At 69.8% G+C, this 14,346-nt stretch carries 13 protein-coding genes and 1 pseudogene; 5 read left to right on the forward strand and 9 right to left on the reverse strand.

Annotated features, from left to right (window positions below; all coding sequences use genetic code 11):
* A pseudogene (locus SCI24_RS04425) lies at positions 1 to 201 on the forward strand (zinc chelation protein SecC); the annotation flags it as partial.
* Between the two features lie 7 nt (positions 202 to 208).
* Here the strand turns inward: SCI24_RS04425 and SCI24_RS04430 are convergent.
* A complete protein-coding gene (locus tag SCI24_RS04430) occupies positions 209 to 1,570 on the reverse strand; it encodes an AmpG family muropeptide MFS transporter (protein ID WP_318724223.1) in 1,362 nt (453 codons plus the stop codon).
* A 251-nt stretch (positions 1,571 to 1,821) separates the two neighbouring features.
* Here SCI24_RS04430 and rfaH point away from each other — a divergent pair, with 251 nt between their 5' ends.
* Genes rfaH through ccoM form a run of 3 tightly spaced genes read left to right on the forward strand, consistent with a single transcriptional unit; the run spans position 1,822 to position 3,159 of the window.
* On the forward strand, positions 1,822 to 2,364 hold the full coding sequence (gene rfaH / locus SCI24_RS04435; protein WP_318724224.1) for a transcription/translation regulatory transformer protein RfaH: 543 nt from the start codon (positions 1,822 to 1,824) through the stop codon (positions 2,362 to 2,364).
* Between the two features lie 43 nt (positions 2,365 to 2,407).
* Complete coding sequence (locus SCI24_RS04440) at positions 2,408 to 2,914, forward strand: FKBP-type peptidyl-prolyl cis-trans isomerase (protein WP_133636270.1); 507 nt, start codon at positions 2,408 to 2,410, stop codon at positions 2,912 to 2,914.
* 56 nt (positions 2,915 to 2,970) lie between these two features.
* Positions 2,971 to 3,159, forward strand: coding sequence for a cytochrome c oxidase subunit CcoM (gene ccoM, locus SCI24_RS04445; RefSeq protein ID WP_318724225.1), 189 nt, complete (start codon positions 2,971 to 2,973; stop codon positions 3,157 to 3,159).
* A 180-nt stretch (positions 3,160 to 3,339) separates the two neighbouring features.
* Here the strand turns inward: ccoM and SCI24_RS04450 are convergent, their stop codons facing one another.
* From SCI24_RS04450 to SCI24_RS04485, 8 genes are all read right to left on the reverse strand, one after another.
* Positions 3,340 to 3,924, reverse strand: coding sequence for a lytic transglycosylase domain-containing protein (locus SCI24_RS04450; protein ID WP_412929035.1), 585 nt, complete (start codon positions 3,922 to 3,924; stop codon positions 3,340 to 3,342).
* A gap of 88 nt (positions 3,925 to 4,012) precedes the next feature.
* Positions 4,013 to 5,734: a proline--tRNA ligase gene (locus SCI24_RS04455; RefSeq protein ID WP_318724227.1), complete on the reverse strand. Its 1,722-nt coding sequence runs from the start codon at positions 5,732 to 5,734 to the stop codon at positions 4,013 to 4,015.
* A gap of 149 nt (positions 5,735 to 5,883) precedes the next feature.
* Positions 5,884 to 6,639, reverse strand: coding sequence for a DUF3307 domain-containing protein (locus tag SCI24_RS04460; RefSeq protein WP_318724228.1), 756 nt, complete (start codon positions 6,637 to 6,639; stop codon positions 5,884 to 5,886).
* Positions 6,636 to 7,271, reverse strand: coding sequence for a hypothetical protein (locus SCI24_RS04465; protein ID WP_318724229.1), 636 nt, complete (start codon positions 7,269 to 7,271; stop codon positions 6,636 to 6,638). Before SCI24_RS04465 ends, SCI24_RS04460 begins: the two co-directional genes overlap by 4 nt.
* A 117-nt stretch (positions 7,272 to 7,388) precedes the next feature.
* Positions 7,389 to 8,567, reverse strand: a complete 1,179-nt coding sequence (locus SCI24_RS04470; RefSeq protein WP_318724230.1) for a VWA domain-containing protein — start codon at positions 8,565 to 8,567, stop codon at positions 7,389 to 7,391.
* A 3-nt stretch (positions 8,568 to 8,570) separates the two neighbouring features.
* Positions 8,571 to 9,425, reverse strand: coding sequence for a MoxR family ATPase (locus SCI24_RS04475; protein ID WP_318724231.1), 855 nt, complete (start codon positions 9,423 to 9,425; stop codon positions 8,571 to 8,573).
* Between the two features lie 263 nt (positions 9,426 to 9,688).
* Positions 9,689 to 10,453 carry an SDR family oxidoreductase gene (locus SCI24_RS04480; RefSeq protein ID WP_318724232.1) on the reverse strand — a complete coding sequence of 255 codons (765 nt, stop codon included), beginning with the start codon at positions 10,451 to 10,453 and terminating at the stop codon, positions 9,689 to 9,691.
* Positions 10,450 to 11,346: an NAD(P)-dependent oxidoreductase gene (locus SCI24_RS04485; protein WP_318724233.1), complete on the reverse strand. Its 897-nt coding sequence runs from the start codon at positions 11,344 to 11,346 to the stop codon at positions 10,450 to 10,452. The genes SCI24_RS04480 and SCI24_RS04485 overlap by 4 nt, the downstream gene beginning before the upstream one ends.
* Before the next feature lie 220 nt (positions 11,347 to 11,566).
* Between SCI24_RS04485 and SCI24_RS04490 the strand changes: the two genes are divergently transcribed.
* The gene (locus SCI24_RS04490; RefSeq protein ID WP_318724234.1) at positions 11,567 to 14,284 is read left to right on the forward strand and encodes a cation-transporting P-type ATPase; all 2,718 of its coding nucleotides are present in this window, start codon (positions 11,567 to 11,569) and stop codon (positions 14,282 to 14,284) included.
* Positions 14,285 to 14,346: the final 62 nt, after the last annotated feature.

The following is a 14,346-nucleotide window of genomic DNA, read 5'->3' on the forward strand; positions in this document are numbered from 1 at the left end:
GCGTGGGGGTTGTGGCGGGCCACCTCGCCCAGCGCCATGGCCATGCTGTGCGCCGAGAACCCGCGTCCGGTCGGCGGCGGCGAGGGCGTCGCCGACCCCGGCTCCCGTGCCGAGGCGTGGCAGTATCGCACCCTGATGCGCGACCAGTGGCGCACCACGCCGGGGGCGCTTGACTGGCTGCAGGCGCGGCTGGACGGCTGAGCGGCGATCAGGCGCCCTCGGGCGCCGGCACCAGCTCGCGGTCGCGGCTGATCCAGATCGCCAGCAGCACGGCCGGCAGCCCCAGCAGCGTGGAGATCAGGAAGAAGGTGGCATAGCCCTCGCCGCTGACCACCAGGCCGCCGAACCCGCTGAGGAACTTGCCGGGCAGGGTCATCAGCGACGAGAAGAGGGCGTACTGGGTGGCCGTGTAGGCGCGCGAGGTGAGGCTCGACAGGAAGGCGATGAAGACGGCGCTGGCCAGGCCATTGGCCAGGTTGTCGCCGATGATCGCCATCACCAGCATCGGCAGGCTCTGGCCGGCCAGCGCCAGGGCCGCGAACAGCAGGTTGGTCAGCGCCGCGGCCACCGCCCCCAGCACCAGGATCGGCCCGATGCCGTAGCGGGCCACCAGCAGCCCCCCCAGGATCCCGCCGCCGATGCTCATGGCGATGCCGAAGACGTTGGTGACATTGGCGATGGTGGCCAGCGTGAAGCCGAGGTCGATGTAGAGCGGGTTGGCCATGGAGGCCATGGCCAGATCGCTGATCCGGAACACCGCCACGAACAGCAGCAGCCACAGCGCCTTGCGGCGGTGGCGGGTGAAGAAGTCGGTGAAGGGACAGACGATCGCCCCTATCACCCAGGCGCCGAGCCGCCGCAGCGGCTTCGCCCGACCGCGGGAGGCGCGCAGGAAGGCGCGCACCCGGGGCTCGTGGATCAGCTGGGTGGTCAGCGAGAGTCGCTCGGGTTCCGGACGCAGCAGCACCGTGATCACGCCGATGCCCACCAGCGCCGCCATGGTCAGGTAGGCCGCCTCCCAGGAGGCCAGCGAGGCGACGTAGAGGGCGCCTGCCCCGGCCGCCAGCAGCCCGCCGCGATAGCCGATGATGTAGGTCGAGGCCATGGCGGCCTGGACATCATCCGGGGCGGACTCGATGCGGAAGGCATCGATGGCGATGTCCTGGGTCGCGCTGCCGAAGGCCACCAGCAGGGCGAAGGCGGCCACCAGGGGCAGGTGGCCCACCGGGTCGACCCCGGCCAGTCCCACCAGGCCGGCGGCGATCATGCCCTGGGCCAGCAGCATCCAGCCGCGGCGCTGGCCGAGGGTGCGGGTCAGCAGCGGCAGGGCCAGCCGGTCCACCACCGGGGCCCAGAAGAACTTGATCGAGTAGAGCATGCCGATCCAGGCGAAGAAGCCGATGGCCGCCACCTCGACCCCGCTGCTGCGCAGCCAGGCCGAGAGGGTCGAGAAGACCAGCAGGAAGGGCAGGCCGGCGGAGAAGCCCAGGAACAGCATGGTGATGACCGGTGCACGCAGGTAGATGGCCAGGGCGTCGCGCCAGCTGCGACGGGGGGTGGGAGACGGCATGTCGGGCAGCACTCCTTGCATGGGACTCGACGGGGCCACGCAGGCCTCGACCATCGATGGTAAAATCCTGGATCGGCAGCCGGGCAGCGTCCGATCCCAGTCATCCGAGCCGTGCCAGCCGGGCTGGCATGCGGTGGGATTGTTGCAGAGCCCCGGCAGTGATACCAGGCGCCTGTCGGACTTGTCACCGATCTGCTGCGAGATCCGTCACCTCCGACAGGCGCCTTGCAGGAACCCTTATCAGGAGCGACATGAGCGATTCCGAGATTCGCCAGGCCGAGGCCGACGATGCCGTGCCCCGCTGGTACGTGATCCAGTGCAAGGGAGGAGAGTCCTTCCGCGCCGCCGAGCACCTGGCCAACCAGGGCTACGAGATCTTCCACCCCGTGCTCCAGGTCCAGAAGAAGCGCCGCGGCAAGCTCGAGTGGATCAGCGAGCCGCTGTTCCCCTACTACCTGTTCATCCGGCTAGACCGCCTGGCCAGCAACTGGCGGCCCATCCGCTCGACCCGCGGCGTGCTGAAGATCGTCACCTTCGGCCTGGACATGCCGGTGCCGGTCAGCGACGAGCTGGTCGAGACGCTGCTCACCCACGGCAGCGGGGAGGAGGACGCGACCTCGAACGTCTACTTCCGCGCCGGCGAGGCGGTGGAGATCACCGAGGGTCCCTTCAAGGACCTCCAGGCCGTGTTCGCCAGCCACAAGGGCGAGGAGCGCGCCATCGTGCTGCTCAACATGCTGCACAAGCAGCAGCGCCTGGAGATGCCCGTCGGCCAGCTGCGTCGCCGCGACTAGGCGGCGCGCCTCTCTCACTCAGCCACTCGCCTCAGGAGACCCCATGACCATCGCCCCGCAACGGGTCGTGACCCTGCACTATGTGCTCAGCGACCGGGACGGCAGTGTCCTCGACGACTCCCGTGCCCGCCGGCAGCCCCTCGAGTACCTGCATGGTCACGGCAACATCATGGCCGGCCTGGAGAACGCCCTGGCGGGCCAGGACGCCGGCGCCCAGCTCTCCGTCACCCTGATGCCGGCCGAGGCCTATGGCCTGCGCGACGAGGCGCTGGTGCGCGAGGTCGGCCGCCATGCCTTCCCGGTGGAGGAGGTCGCGCCGGGCATGCGCTTCCAGACCCCGGGTGACGACGGCCCCGAGATCGTCACCGTGCTCGAGGTGCGCGATGACGCCGTGGTCATCGACACCAACCACCCGCTGGCCGGGCAGGTCCTGCGCTACCGCCTCGAGGTGCTGGAGGTGCGCGACGCCACCCGTGCCGAGCTCGCCAAGGGCCATCCGCTGCCCCCGGGCACCGATCCCGGCGAGGTCGAGGACAAGAAGATGCCGTGAAAACTGACCTGGATCAACGGATTTCCCGCGACTCGGCGAGGCCGCGGAGAAACTTGATGCAGGTCAGCTTTCCTCCCCACGTGACGGGCTACAGTTCACTCATCACATCGGGACGGGAGGACACCACCATGTATCTGGATGACGCCGTAATCTTCGGGCTGGTAACCGTCGCGATGATGGTCGCTTTCATGGGGGGCTGGGTCGCGTTCATCGTCCGCGACCACCATCGCAAGAAGAAGCACTGATCCAGCCGCTTCAAGAGTCGTCAGGGGAGGGGGGAGCTTTCCCCCCAGTAGCCGGCCCGCTTGGGTCGGCTTTTTTTCGTCTGCATGGTGCACCTGCCTGTCCGCAAGGCCAGCCGATGTCCGGGAAGGAGCGATGCGCGAGTGGCCGGCCGAGGCCGAGCCGGTCGCCCCGGCCCGAGGTCAGCGCTCGGCGGTGGTGCGCACCGGGGCGGGACTCGCCGGCGACCAGTGGCGGGCCAGGGCCCGCATCACCCGCTCCGGGTACCAGGTCTTGCCCAGGCTGCCGTTGTAGCGAGCCAGCGCCCGGGTCAGGTCGCCGTCCTCCACGGCCAGGTAGTGGGCGAGGATCGTGCAGCCATAGCGCAGGTTGCGACGCGGGTCCTTGAGGTCGTCGGCGGGAAGGCCCAGCTCGCGGATCCAGAACGGCATGATCTGCATCAGGCCCACGGCGCCGGCCGAGGAGACGGCCTCGGCCTGGAAGGCGCTCTCCACCTGGATCACCGCCAGCACCAGCTCCGGTGCCAGGCCGGCCAGGCGCGCCTCATGGTGGATGCGCCCCAGCAGCTCGCGGCGCCGCGCCGGGTCCGGCAGGTAGCGGGCAAGGCGCGGCTCCATGTCATTGAGCCACTGGCGGGCGGCCCAGATCTCGGCGGGCGCCACGGGTGCGCCGCGAATGCTGTCGAGGGTGCCGCGCAGGCTGGCGGGGGCCTCCGGCAGGGCCCGCACGACGGGTGCGGGCCGCTCGGGCGCGAGCGAGGCGGGCAGGGCGGCGATGAAGTCCCCGTCGCCCTGGGCCAGCGCGGCGGTGGTGAAGAGGGAGCAGGCCACTGCCAGGGCGGCGGCCCGGCCGCCCTCAGCGAGCGACCTTCTCGCCCAGGAAGTCGAGGATCTGCTCGGCCGGTACCATGGTAGCGTCACTGTCACGGCGTCCCTTGTACTCCAATTCCCCCTTGTCCAGGCCGCGGTCGCCGACCACCAGGCGGTGGGGAATGCCCATCAGCTCGTGGTCGGCGAACCGCACGCCGGGGCGCAGGTCGCGGTCATCCAGCAGCACCTCGAAGCCGGCGGCGGTGAGGGCCTGATACAGCCGCTCGGACTCCTCGCGCACCCGCTGCGACTTGTGGGCGTTCATCGGTACCATCGCGATCTGGAAGGGGGCGATGGCATCCGGCCAGATGATCCCGGCGTCGTCGTGGTTCTGCTCGATGGCGGCGGCCACCACGCGGGTCACCCCGATACCATAGCAGCCCATCCAGGGATGCACGGCACGACCTTCGTCGCCGAGCACGGTGGCGTTCATCGCCTCGCTGTACTTGCGTCCCAGCTGGAAGACGTGGCCCACCTCGATGCCGCGCTTGATGGAAAGCGTGCCCTTGCCGTCTGGTGAGGGGTCGCCCTCCACCACGTTGCGGATGTCGTACGCCGGGGGCAGCGCCACGTCGCGCTCCCAGTTGATCCCGAAGTAGTGCTTGCCATCGACGTTGGCACCGGCGCCGAAGTCGCTCATCAGGGCGACCGAGCGGTCAACGATGATCGGCATGTCCAGATTCACCGGGCCGAGCGAGCCGGGGCCGGCGCCCACCGCAGCGCGGATCTCCTCCTCGCTTGCCATGGTCAGCGGGGTGGCCACCTCGGGGAGGTTCTCGGCCTTGACCTCGTTGAGCTCGTGGTCACCGCGCACCAGCAGGGCGATCAGGCCACCCTCGGCGGCGTGGACCATCAGTGTCTTGAGGGTCTTCTCGATGGGCAGGCCATGCTGCTCCACCAGGGCGGCGATGGTGCGGGCATTGGGGGTATCGACCAGCCGCAGCTCCTCGCCGGGGGCCGGGCGCTGGAGGTCGCTGCCCAGCGGGGCGGGCAGCGCATCGGCCTTCTCCATGTTGGCGGCGTAGTCGGACTCGGTGGAGAAGACGATGTCATCCTCGCCGGAGTCGGCCAGCACGTGGAACTCGTGGGAGCCGGTGCCGCCGATGGCGCCGTTGTCGGCGATCACCGGGCGGAAGTCCAGGCCCAGGCGGGTGAAGATGCGCACATAGGCGTCATACATCACCTGGTAGGTCTCCATCAGCGAGGCCTCGTCCACGTGGAAGGAGTAGGCGTCCTTCATGATGAACTCGCGGGAGCGCATCACCCCGAAGCGGGGCCGGATCTCGTCGCGGAACTTGGTCTGGATCTGGTAGAAGTTGGCCGGCAGCTGCTTGTAGCTGGCGATCTCCTTGCGCACCAGGTCGGTGATCACCTCCTCGTGGGTGGGGCCGACGCAGTAGTCGCGCTCGTGACGGTCCTTGAGGCGCAGCAGCTCCGGGCCATACTGCTCCCAGCGGCCCGACTCCTGCCACAGCTCGGCGGGCTGCACCGCCGGCATCAGCACCTCCTGGGCGCCGGCGCGATCCATCTCCTCGCGCACGATGCGCTCCACCTTGCGCAGGGTCTTGAGGCCCAGCGGCAGCCAGGTGTAGAGACCGGAGGTGAGGCGGCGGATCATCCCCGAACGCAGCATCAGCTGATGGCTGACGACCTCGGCGTCGGCGGGGGTTTCCTTCAGGGTGGCGATCAACAGTTGGCTAGCGCGCATGGGTCCGGCGGTTCCTCGAGCGTGTTCGTGCGGGTGACGGAAGCGGGGCCGCGCAGGTCGGCGGCAATGACCGAGCATTGTACGGCCCGCCGTCCGGGGCGGCAAAAGCTTGTGTCTTCCCGGTGCGGCGGCCGGGGCCGTCGGCCCGTTCAGCCTTCGAGCAGCAGCAGGCGCACCAGCATGCCCAGCACCAGGGTGGTGGAGACGCTGAGCAGGGTGCCGAGCAGCACGTACTCGGTGAGCTTGCGGTCGCGGGAGTCGCGCAGGTCACCGAAGCGCAGCACCGACTTCGCGGCGAGCAGGAAGCCGACCGCGGTGAGCTGGTCGAGCAGCACCAGGGTCAGCACCAGCAGCCGTTCCAGCACGCCGATGCGCGCCCCGGCGCTGGCCAGGGTGCCGGTCTCCTCGAGCTGCTCGCTCCAGCGCTGCATGACCAGGGCGATGGCGATCGACAGCGGACGCGTCACCAGCAGGTAGGCGGCCGCCATCCCCAGCACCGTGGGCGAGGCGAGCCAGGCGGCGAACTCCCGCAGCGGGGCCAGGCTGCCGAGCCAGGCCAGCCAGAGCCCCAGCAGCACCAGCAGGTGGGCGGCCTGGTCGAGCAGGAACCAGCGCAGCTCGCCGGCCGGCAGCCGGGCCTTGGCCAGGTCGATCAGCCAGTGGCTGGCGGCCACCGCCAGGGCGCCGAGCAGCACCGCGGCCAGGCCCCGGGGCATGGTCGCACTCGCCACCAGCAGCACGCCCCCGGCGAGCAGGCCGTGCAGGCCGGCATGCTGGAGCAGGTGCTTCGAGCGGTGGCGCAGCCGGTAGCGCTCCTCCACCCAGTGCCGCGGCTGCAGCAGGAAGTCGCCGATCAGGTGGGTAAGGACCAGGCCCATCAGCAGCGACAGGGCATCGGCGCTCATGGCGTGCCCTCCTCGTCGGCGAGGCGCTCTCGCAGGTAGTCGAGGGTGTCGGAGAGCAGGGACCAGCGGGCGGCGCGCAGGCGCTTGTGCACGCTGGGCTGACGGATGCCGAGACGCTCGGCCAGGGCCTGCTGGGAGGCGTCATGGCGCAGGCTCAGGCCGACGACCTCGGCGGAGTAGGGCGACCAGCCGTCGAGCAGGTCGTCGATGAAGCGCACCAGCAGGGCGAGGCCGGGGTCCTCGGGTGCCTCGAGCCGGGTCAGCGACAGGTGGGCGCTGGTATCGGCCAGGGCATCCAGGGCGCGCCCCGAGGCCACGAAGGTGGCGCCGTCGGCTGCCGCGACGCCGCGCTCCGCCTGCCCGACCGCCACGGCGATCCGGGCATCCCAGCGCTGGTCAGGCTCGGAGTGCTCGATCAGCCCCGCTCGCAGGGCCACGGCCGCCTCCATGGCCGGCGCCGCCCGGGGCAGGGCGAGCTGGAAGCCGTCGCCCCGGAAGCGTTCGCCGTGGCCGCCATGCCGGGAGGCCAGCTCGGCCAGGCTCTCGTCCAGTAGCCGGTAGAGACGAGCTCGGTCCTCGACCTTGCGCGAGTCGATCACGTCGCCGGTCAGCACCGCGATGCGCTGTGGCATGGGGTTCCTTCCTCCTCCGGTGGCGTGCCTCGAGTATAGCCCTTAAGGGCTATTTGTCACCTCGATAGCCTTTAATGGCTATATTTGTGATAAATAGCCCATAAGGGCTATTTCTTGCTACCGGGCCAGCTCCCGCATGGCATTCTCCAGCCCCTCGAGGGTCATGGGGTACATGCGCTCACTGATCAGCTCGCGGATCAGCCGGGTGGAGTGGGTGAACTCCCAGGCGCGCGGCGGCATGGGGTTGAGCCACGCCAGGCGCGGGAACTTCTCCACCAGGCGCCTGAGCCACACGGCCCCGGCCTCGTCGTTGAAGTGCTCCACGCTGCCGCCGGGGTGGGTCACCTCAAACGGCGACATGGCGGCGTCGCCGACGATCACCACCTGGTAGTCGTCGCCATAGGTGTGCAGCACGTCCATCGTCGGGATGCGCTCATGATGGCGACGGGAATTGTCGCGCCACAGCCCCTCGTAGAGGCAGTTGTGGAAGTAGTAGGCCTCCAGGTGCTTGAACTCCGAGCGCGCTGCCGAGAAGAGCTCCTCGCAGGTGCGGATGTGGTCGTCCATGGAGCCGCCCACGTCGAGCAGCAGCAGCACCTTCACCGCGTTGTGGCGCTCCGGGCGCATCTGCACGTTGAGCAGGCCGGCATCCCGGGCGGTCTCGCGGATGGTGGCGTCCACGTCGAACTCCTCCGCGGCCCCCTGGCGAGCGAACTTCCTGAGCCGGCGCAGCGCCATCTTGATGTTGCGGGTGCCCAGCTCCAGGGAGTCGTCGTAGTCGCGGAAGCGGCGCTCGTCCCACACCTTCACCGCCCGGCGATGGCGGGAGCCCTCCTGGCCGATGCGAATCCCCTCGGGATTGTAGCCGTAGGCGCCGAAGGGGCTGGTGCCGCCGGTGCCGATCCACTTGTTGCCGCCGGCGTGGCGCTCCTTCTGCTCCTCGAGGCGCTGCTTGAAGGTCTCGATCAGCGCCTCGAGCCCGCCCAGGGACTCGATACGGGCCTTCTCCTCCTCGGAGAGCTGCTTCTCGAATTCCCGGCGCAGCCAATCGTCGGGGATCAGCGCCTCGATGGCGGCATCCATGTCCTCCAGCCCCTCGAACCAGGCGGCGAAGGCGCGATCGAAGCGGTCGAAGTGGCGCTCATCCTTGACCATCACGGTGCGGGCGATGCGGTAGAAGGCTTCCATGTCGGCGAACACCACGCCACGCTCCACCACCGCGTGGAGGTCGAGCAGCTCGCGCAGCGACACCGGCACCCCGGCGCGCCTCAGGGTCTCGAACAGGCCGATGAACATGCGTCAGCGCCTCGCGTTGCCCTGGCGGCGCATCATGAAGGCCAGCCGTTCCAGTAACTGCGTATCCTGCTCGTTCTTGACGAGTGCCCCGGCCAGCGGCGGGATCGCCCTGGCCGGGTCGCGCTGGTAGAGCGCCTCCCGGGCCAGGTCGTCGGCCATCAAGAGTTTCAGCCAGTCCACCAGCTCCGAGGTGGAGGGCTTCTTCTTCAGGCCCGGGGCCTGGCGCAGGTCGAAGAACACCTCCAGCGCCTCGCCGACCAGCTGCGGGGCGATCTCGGGGAAGTGCACGTCGACGATGGCCTGCATGGTCGCGCGGTCGGGAAACTCGATGTAGTGGAAGAAGCAGCGACGCAGGAAGGCGTCGGGGAGCTCCTTCTCGTTGTTGGAGGTGATGACGATGATCGGGCGGTGCCTGGCGCGGATGGTCTCGCCGGTCTCGTAGACATGGAACTCCATGCGATCCAGCTCCTGGAGCAGGTCGTTGGGAAATTCGATGTCCGCCTTGTCGATCTCGTCGATCAACAGCACCACCCGCTCGTCCGCGGTGAAGGCCTCCCACAGCTTGCCGGGCCGGATGTAGTTGGCGACGTTCTCCACCCCTTCGACGCCCAGCTGGGAGTCGCGCAGGCGGCTCACCGCATCGTACTCGTAGAGCCCCTGGGCGGCCTTGGTGGAGGACTTGATGTGCCAGGTGTGCAGTCGCGTGCCCAGAGAGGCCGCCAGCTCCTCGGCGAGCAGGGTCTTGCCGGTGCCCGGCTCGCCCTTGATCAGCAGCGGGCGCTCCAGGGTCACGGCGGCGTTGACCGCCTGCTTGAGGGCCTCGGTGGCCACGTAGGTGGAAGTGGAATCAAATGCCATGGGGCTTGCCTCGGCTGGGGAAACACTGCACAAATGTCTGCACGGGCGAATCGCTTCGTTGCGCGCTGCTGGTTCGCCAGCCCGGTCGACATCCTCACCTAGTACCGCATAGGCTCCGGCGTCTGCGCTGCGGGCGCCTTGCGCTTCATTCGGGGACGCCTAGTCCGCTCGCCGATTTGTTCAGCGTTTCCCTGAATCGTCGGGAAATGTTCGTAATCAAACGAGTGTACGGAAGGGGGCAAGAGGCGACAAATCCTGGCGTCTCACTCCGCGTAGATCATTCGCCGGGTCATGCCGCCGTCCACCACCAGGTTCTGGCCGGTGATGAAGCCCGCCTGGTCGGAGAGCAGGAAGGCTGCCATGGCGGCGATATCCTCGGGGCGGCCGACGCGCCCGACCGGGTGCTGGTCGCGGTCGATCTCGCGATGCTCGACCGGCGTGCGACTGGCGGCCTTCTGCCAGTCGCCGACCTCGATCCACCCCGGGCTGATGGCGTTGACACGGATCTCGGGGCCGAGGCTCACCGCCAGGGCATGGGTGAGCGCGACCACGCCGCCCTTGCTGGCGGCATAGGCCTCGGTATCGGGCTCCGACTGAAGGGCTCGGGTGGAGGCCATCAGCACCATGGCGCCGCAGCTCTCGCGCAGGTGGGGCGCGGCATGCTTGGCGCAGAGCATCGCGCCGGTGAGGTTGGTGTCCAGATAGGCCTGCCAGGTGGCGAGCGGCAGCGATTCCACCGGACCCTGAAAGGGGTCGGCCAGGCCGGCATTGTGGATGACCCCGTCGAGCCGGCCGAAGCGTGCCACCGTCGCCTCGAGGCTCTCCGCGACCCGAGCCTCGTCGCGCACGTCCGAGACCATGGCCAGCAGGCGTTCGGCATGACCCAGGTGCTCGCGGCACTCGGCCAGCGCCTCGTCGTCGATGTCGGTCAGCGCCACGCAGTCACCGCGGGCCAGCAGGTGCTCGGCGATGCCCAGGCCGATCCCCTGGGCGCCGCCGGTGAGGTAGACCACCCTGGGCGCGCTCATGCCTCATCCCCCTCGCCGACGGGGCGGTAGGCCTCCACCAGGATCGCCGGGTCGTGCCCGGCGTGGCCGCGCCCGGCATGGGCGCGCATCAGCTGGGCGGCCAGGCCGCTCATGGGGGTGGCGCTGTGGCTGCGCTGGCTCTGGGCCACCGCCATGTCCAGGTCCTTGAGCAGGGTACGCAGGTGCCAGGACGGGTCGGCGAAGTCGCTCGCCGCCATGCGCGGGGTGAGGATCCGGAAGGGGGTCGAGTCGGCGAAGCCGCCGGAGAGCGCCTCGACGAGCCGGGTGGCGTCCACGCCGCTCGCCTCGGCGAGGGCCACCATCTCGGCCAGCACCGCCGCCTGGCAGCCGACCACCATCTGGTTGCAGACCTTGGTCACCTGGCCGCTGCCCACCGGGCCCATATGGGTCACCCGGGCGGAGAGGGGCGCCAGCACCGGCCGGAGCGCCTCGATATCCTCGGCGTCGCCGCCGCACATGATGGCCAGGCTGCCTGCCTCGGCGCCGGCGACGCCACCGGAGACCGGCGCATCCACCCAGTGCATGCCGCATTCGCTCTCGAGCCAGTCGGCGAAGTCACGCGTCGCGGCGGGGTCGCTGCTGGAGAGGTCGACCAGCCGCTGGCCGGCACGGCCGTGCTGGGCCACGCCCCCGTCGCCGAACACCACGTCCTCCACCACGGCGGTGTTGGCCAGGCAGAGCAGTACCACGTCGACTCCCTCCACCAGTTCGGCGATGGAGCCGGCCACCCGGGCGCCGGCCTCGCCCAGGGGGGCAGCCTTGGCGGGGGTGCGGTTCCATACGGTCACGTCGAATCCCGCGGCCAGCAGTCGGCGCGTCATGGGGTTGCCCATCAGGCCGATGCCGATGAAGCCGAGGCGAGGCTGGGTCATGGAGGGTCTCCTGGCGAAGTGGACTGGAGAGGCAGCATGCGCGATGGACGGGTTTTTCAGCAACTCGGCTTGTCGGGCGCGGCGGGAATGTGCGAGAAGCGAAGGGGGCCGGCGGCAGGGCCGGGGAAGGCAAGACCTCGACAGGGAGAGGTGCCATGCAGCGACGGCGGTGCCAGAGGCCATCGGAGAAGCGCACCAGCACGCGCCTGGAGCCCTCGCCATGAGCGGGGAACCTCGCCGCGAGCCCGCCTGGTACAGCCAGGCGCCCGCCGCGGTCCTCGCCGGGCTCGAGGCCTCGGAACGGGGCCTGACCGCCGAACAGGCAGCGGATCGGCTGTCGCGCCACGGCCACAATCGCCTGCCGACGCCACACCGCAGCGGCCCGTTGCGTCGCTTTCTGCGGCAGTTCCACAACGTGCTCATCTATGTGCTGCTGGCCGCCGCGCTGGGCACGGCCCTGCTGCAGCACTGGGTCGACACCGGGGTGATCCTGGGGGTGGTACTGATCAACGCCATCGTCGGCTTCCTCCAGGAGGGCAAGGCGGAGCAGGCCCTGGCGGCGATCCGTGGCATGCTCTCGCCCCGGGCCCAGGTGCTGCGCGACGGGCAGCGACGCACGGTTCCCGCCGAGGAGCTGGTCCCCGGCGACCTGGTGTTCCTCCAGGCCGGGGACCGGGTGCCGGCCGACCTGCGCCTGCTGAAAAGCCACAACCTGCGCATCGACGAGGCCATGCTCACCGGCGAGTCGGTGGCCGTGGACAAGCAGACCGCGGCCGTGGAGGCGAAGGCCGACCTGGGCGACCGGCGCTGCATGGCCTTCTCCGGCACCCTGGTGGCCTTCGGCCAGGGACGGGGCGTGGTGGTGGAGACCGGCGCGGACACCGAGATCGGACGTATCTCGGCGCTGCTCGGCGAGGTGGAGACCCTGACCACGCCGCTGCTGCGCGATATTGCCACCTTCGGGCGCTGGCTGTCGGGGGCCATCGTGGTGCTGGCCCTCATCACCTTTGCCATCGGCTACGGGCTGCGCGACTACGACCTCGTGGAGACCTTCCTGGCCGCCGTCAGCCTGGCAGTGGCGGCCATCCCCGAGGGCCTGCCGGCGATCATGACCATCACCCTGGCCATCGGCGTGCAGCGCATGGCGGTGCGCAACGCCATCATCCGCCGCCTGCCGGCGGTGGAGACCCTGGGCTCGGTCACCACCATCTGCACCGACAAGACCGGCACCCTGACCCGCAACGAGATGACCGTGAAGACCCTGCTCACCGCCGAGGAGCAGTTCGAGGTCAGCGGGGTCGGCTACGAGCCCCGGGGTGGCTTCAGTCGCGCCGGCGAGGCGGTGGAGGTCGCGCACTACCCGGTGCTGGCCGAGGCGCTTGAGGGCATCCTGCTGTGCAACGATGCCGAGCTCCAGCAACGGGACGGTGCCTGGCAGCTGGAAGGCGACCCCACGGAAGGGGCGCTGGTGGTCGCCGGGCTCAAGGCGGGGCTGGATGCCCGGGAGGTCGCCAGGCGCTATCCCCGTACCGACGTGATCCCCTTCGAGTCCCTCTACAAGTTCATGGTCACCCTCCACCAGCACCACGAGGGCGATCATGGCCTGCTGTTCCTCAAAGGGGCACCCGAACGCGTGCTGGCCGTCTGCGACCATGAACGCACGCGGGAGGGCGACCGCCCGCTCGACCGGCCCTCCTGGGAGCGACGCATGGAGGCGATCGCCTCCCACGGGCAGCGGCTGCTGGCGGTGGCGGTCAAGCGGGTGGATGCGGATCAGCGCACCCTGACCTTCCCCGACGTCGAGCAGGGTGGCCTGAGCCTGGTGGCGGTCTGCGGCCTCATCGACCCGCCCCGTGAGGAAGCGATCGCCGCGGTGAAGCAGTGCCAGCAGGCCGGCATCTTGGTGAAGATGATCACCGGCGACCATGCGGTCACCGCCCGGGCCATCGCCGACGAGCTCGGCATTGCCACCGCGGGCGGGGTGATCCCGGGGCACGCCCTGGAGCAGGCCTCCGATGCAGACCTCGAGCGCCTGGTGCGCGAGGTGGACGTCTTCGCCCGCGCCACGCCGGAGCACAAGCTGCGCCTGGTGCGCGCGCTCCAGGCGGGCGGCCAGGTGGTGGCCATGACCGGCGACGGCGTCAACGACGCCCCGGCCCTCAAGCGCGCCGACGTGGGGGTCGCCATGGGCATCAAGGGCTCCGAGGCCGCCCGGGAAGCCGCCGCCATGGTGCTGGCCGACGACAATTTCGCCTCCATCGCCCATGCCGTGGAGGAGGGGCGCACCGTCTACGACAACCTGCGCAAGGCCATTCTCTATATCCTGCCCACCAGCGGCGGCGAGGCCCTGACGATCCTGGCCGCCGTGCTGCTGGGCATGACCCTGCCGCTGCTGCCGGCCCAGGTGCTGTGGGTGAACATGGTCACGGCCGTGACCCTGAGCCTGGCCCTGGCCTTCGAACCCGCCGAGCCCGGCGTCATGCGCCGTCGCCCGCGGGACCCCGGCACGCCGATCCTCTCCGGCTTCCTGATCTGGCGGGTCCTCTTCGTCTCGCTGCTGCTGCTGGCGGGAACCTTCGGTCACTTCCTGTGGATGGAGCAGCGGGGCGTGGAGATCGAGCTCGCCCGAACCGTGGCCATCAACGCCCTGGTGATGGGGGAGGTCGCCTACCTCTTCAACAGCCGCTACATCCTCGAGCCCGCCTGCAACCGCACCGGCCTGCTGGGCAGCCGAGCGGTGCTGGTGGCCGTGGGCGTGCTGGTCATCCTGCAGGCGCTCTTCACCTATGCCCCACCACTGCAGTTCCTGTTCGGCACCGCCCCCCTCGGCGCGATGGAGTGGGCCAGCATCCTGGCCTTCGGCGTGGTGCTCTTTGCTCTGGTAGAGCTCGAGAAGGCCCTCTTCAGGCGTCGTGAGCGAGGCGCTCCCGTGGCGTGAAGGGGCGAGGCCGGCGAGGGAGGCATTGCCCATGGCACCGGCCAGGATTCCGGGCTAATTTC

It is taken from the genome of Halomonas sp. (assembly GCF_033549285.1).
GTDB lineage: Bacteria > Pseudomonadota > Gammaproteobacteria > Pseudomonadales > Halomonadaceae > Halomonas.

What these genes read in the sequence shown, in the direction of transcription:
- SCI24_RS04485 (WP_318724233.1), bottom strand. Translation starts at nt 11,346, where the DNA reads ATGACCCAGCCTCGCCTCGGCTTCATCGGCATCGGCCTGATGGGCAAC.
- SCI24_RS04490 (WP_318724234.1), top strand. Translation starts at nt 11,567, where the DNA reads ATGAGCGGGGAACCTCGCCGCGAGCCCGCCTGGTACAGCCAGGCGCCC.
- SCI24_RS04470 (WP_318724230.1), bottom strand. Translation starts at nt 8,567, where the DNA reads ATGTTCATCGGCCTGTTCGAGACCCTGAGGCGCGCCGGGGTGCCGGTG.
- SCI24_RS04460 (WP_318724228.1), bottom strand. Translation starts at nt 6,639, where the DNA reads ATGAGCGCCGATGCCCTGTCGCTGCTGATGGGCCTGGTCCTTACCCAC.
- SCI24_RS04465 (WP_318724229.1), bottom strand. Translation starts at nt 7,271, where the DNA reads ATGCCACAGCGCATCGCGGTGCTGACCGGCGACGTGATCGACTCGCGC.
- SCI24_RS04430 (WP_318724223.1), bottom strand. Translation starts at nt 1,570, where the DNA reads ATGCCGTCTCCCACCCCCCGTCGCAGCTGGCGCGACGCCCTGGCCATC.
- SCI24_RS04480 (WP_318724232.1), bottom strand. Translation starts at nt 10,453, where the DNA reads ATGAGCGCGCCCAGGGTGGTCTACCTCACCGGCGGCGCCCAGGGGATC.
- SCI24_RS04475 (WP_318724231.1), bottom strand. Translation starts at nt 9,425, where the DNA reads ATGGCATTTGATTCCACTTCCACCTACGTGGCCACCGAGGCCCTCAAG.
- ccoM (WP_318724225.1), top strand. Translation starts at nt 2,971, where the DNA reads ATGCAGGTCAGCTTTCCTCCCCACGTGACGGGCTACAGTTCACTCATC.
- SCI24_RS04455 (WP_318724227.1), bottom strand. Translation starts at nt 5,734, where the DNA reads ATGCGCGCTAGCCAACTGTTGATCGCCACCCTGAAGGAAACCCCCGCC.
- rfaH (WP_318724224.1), top strand. Translation starts at nt 1,822, where the DNA reads ATGAGCGATTCCGAGATTCGCCAGGCCGAGGCCGACGATGCCGTGCCC.
- SCI24_RS04440 (WP_133636270.1), top strand. Translation starts at nt 2,408, where the DNA reads ATGACCATCGCCCCGCAACGGGTCGTGACCCTGCACTATGTGCTCAGC.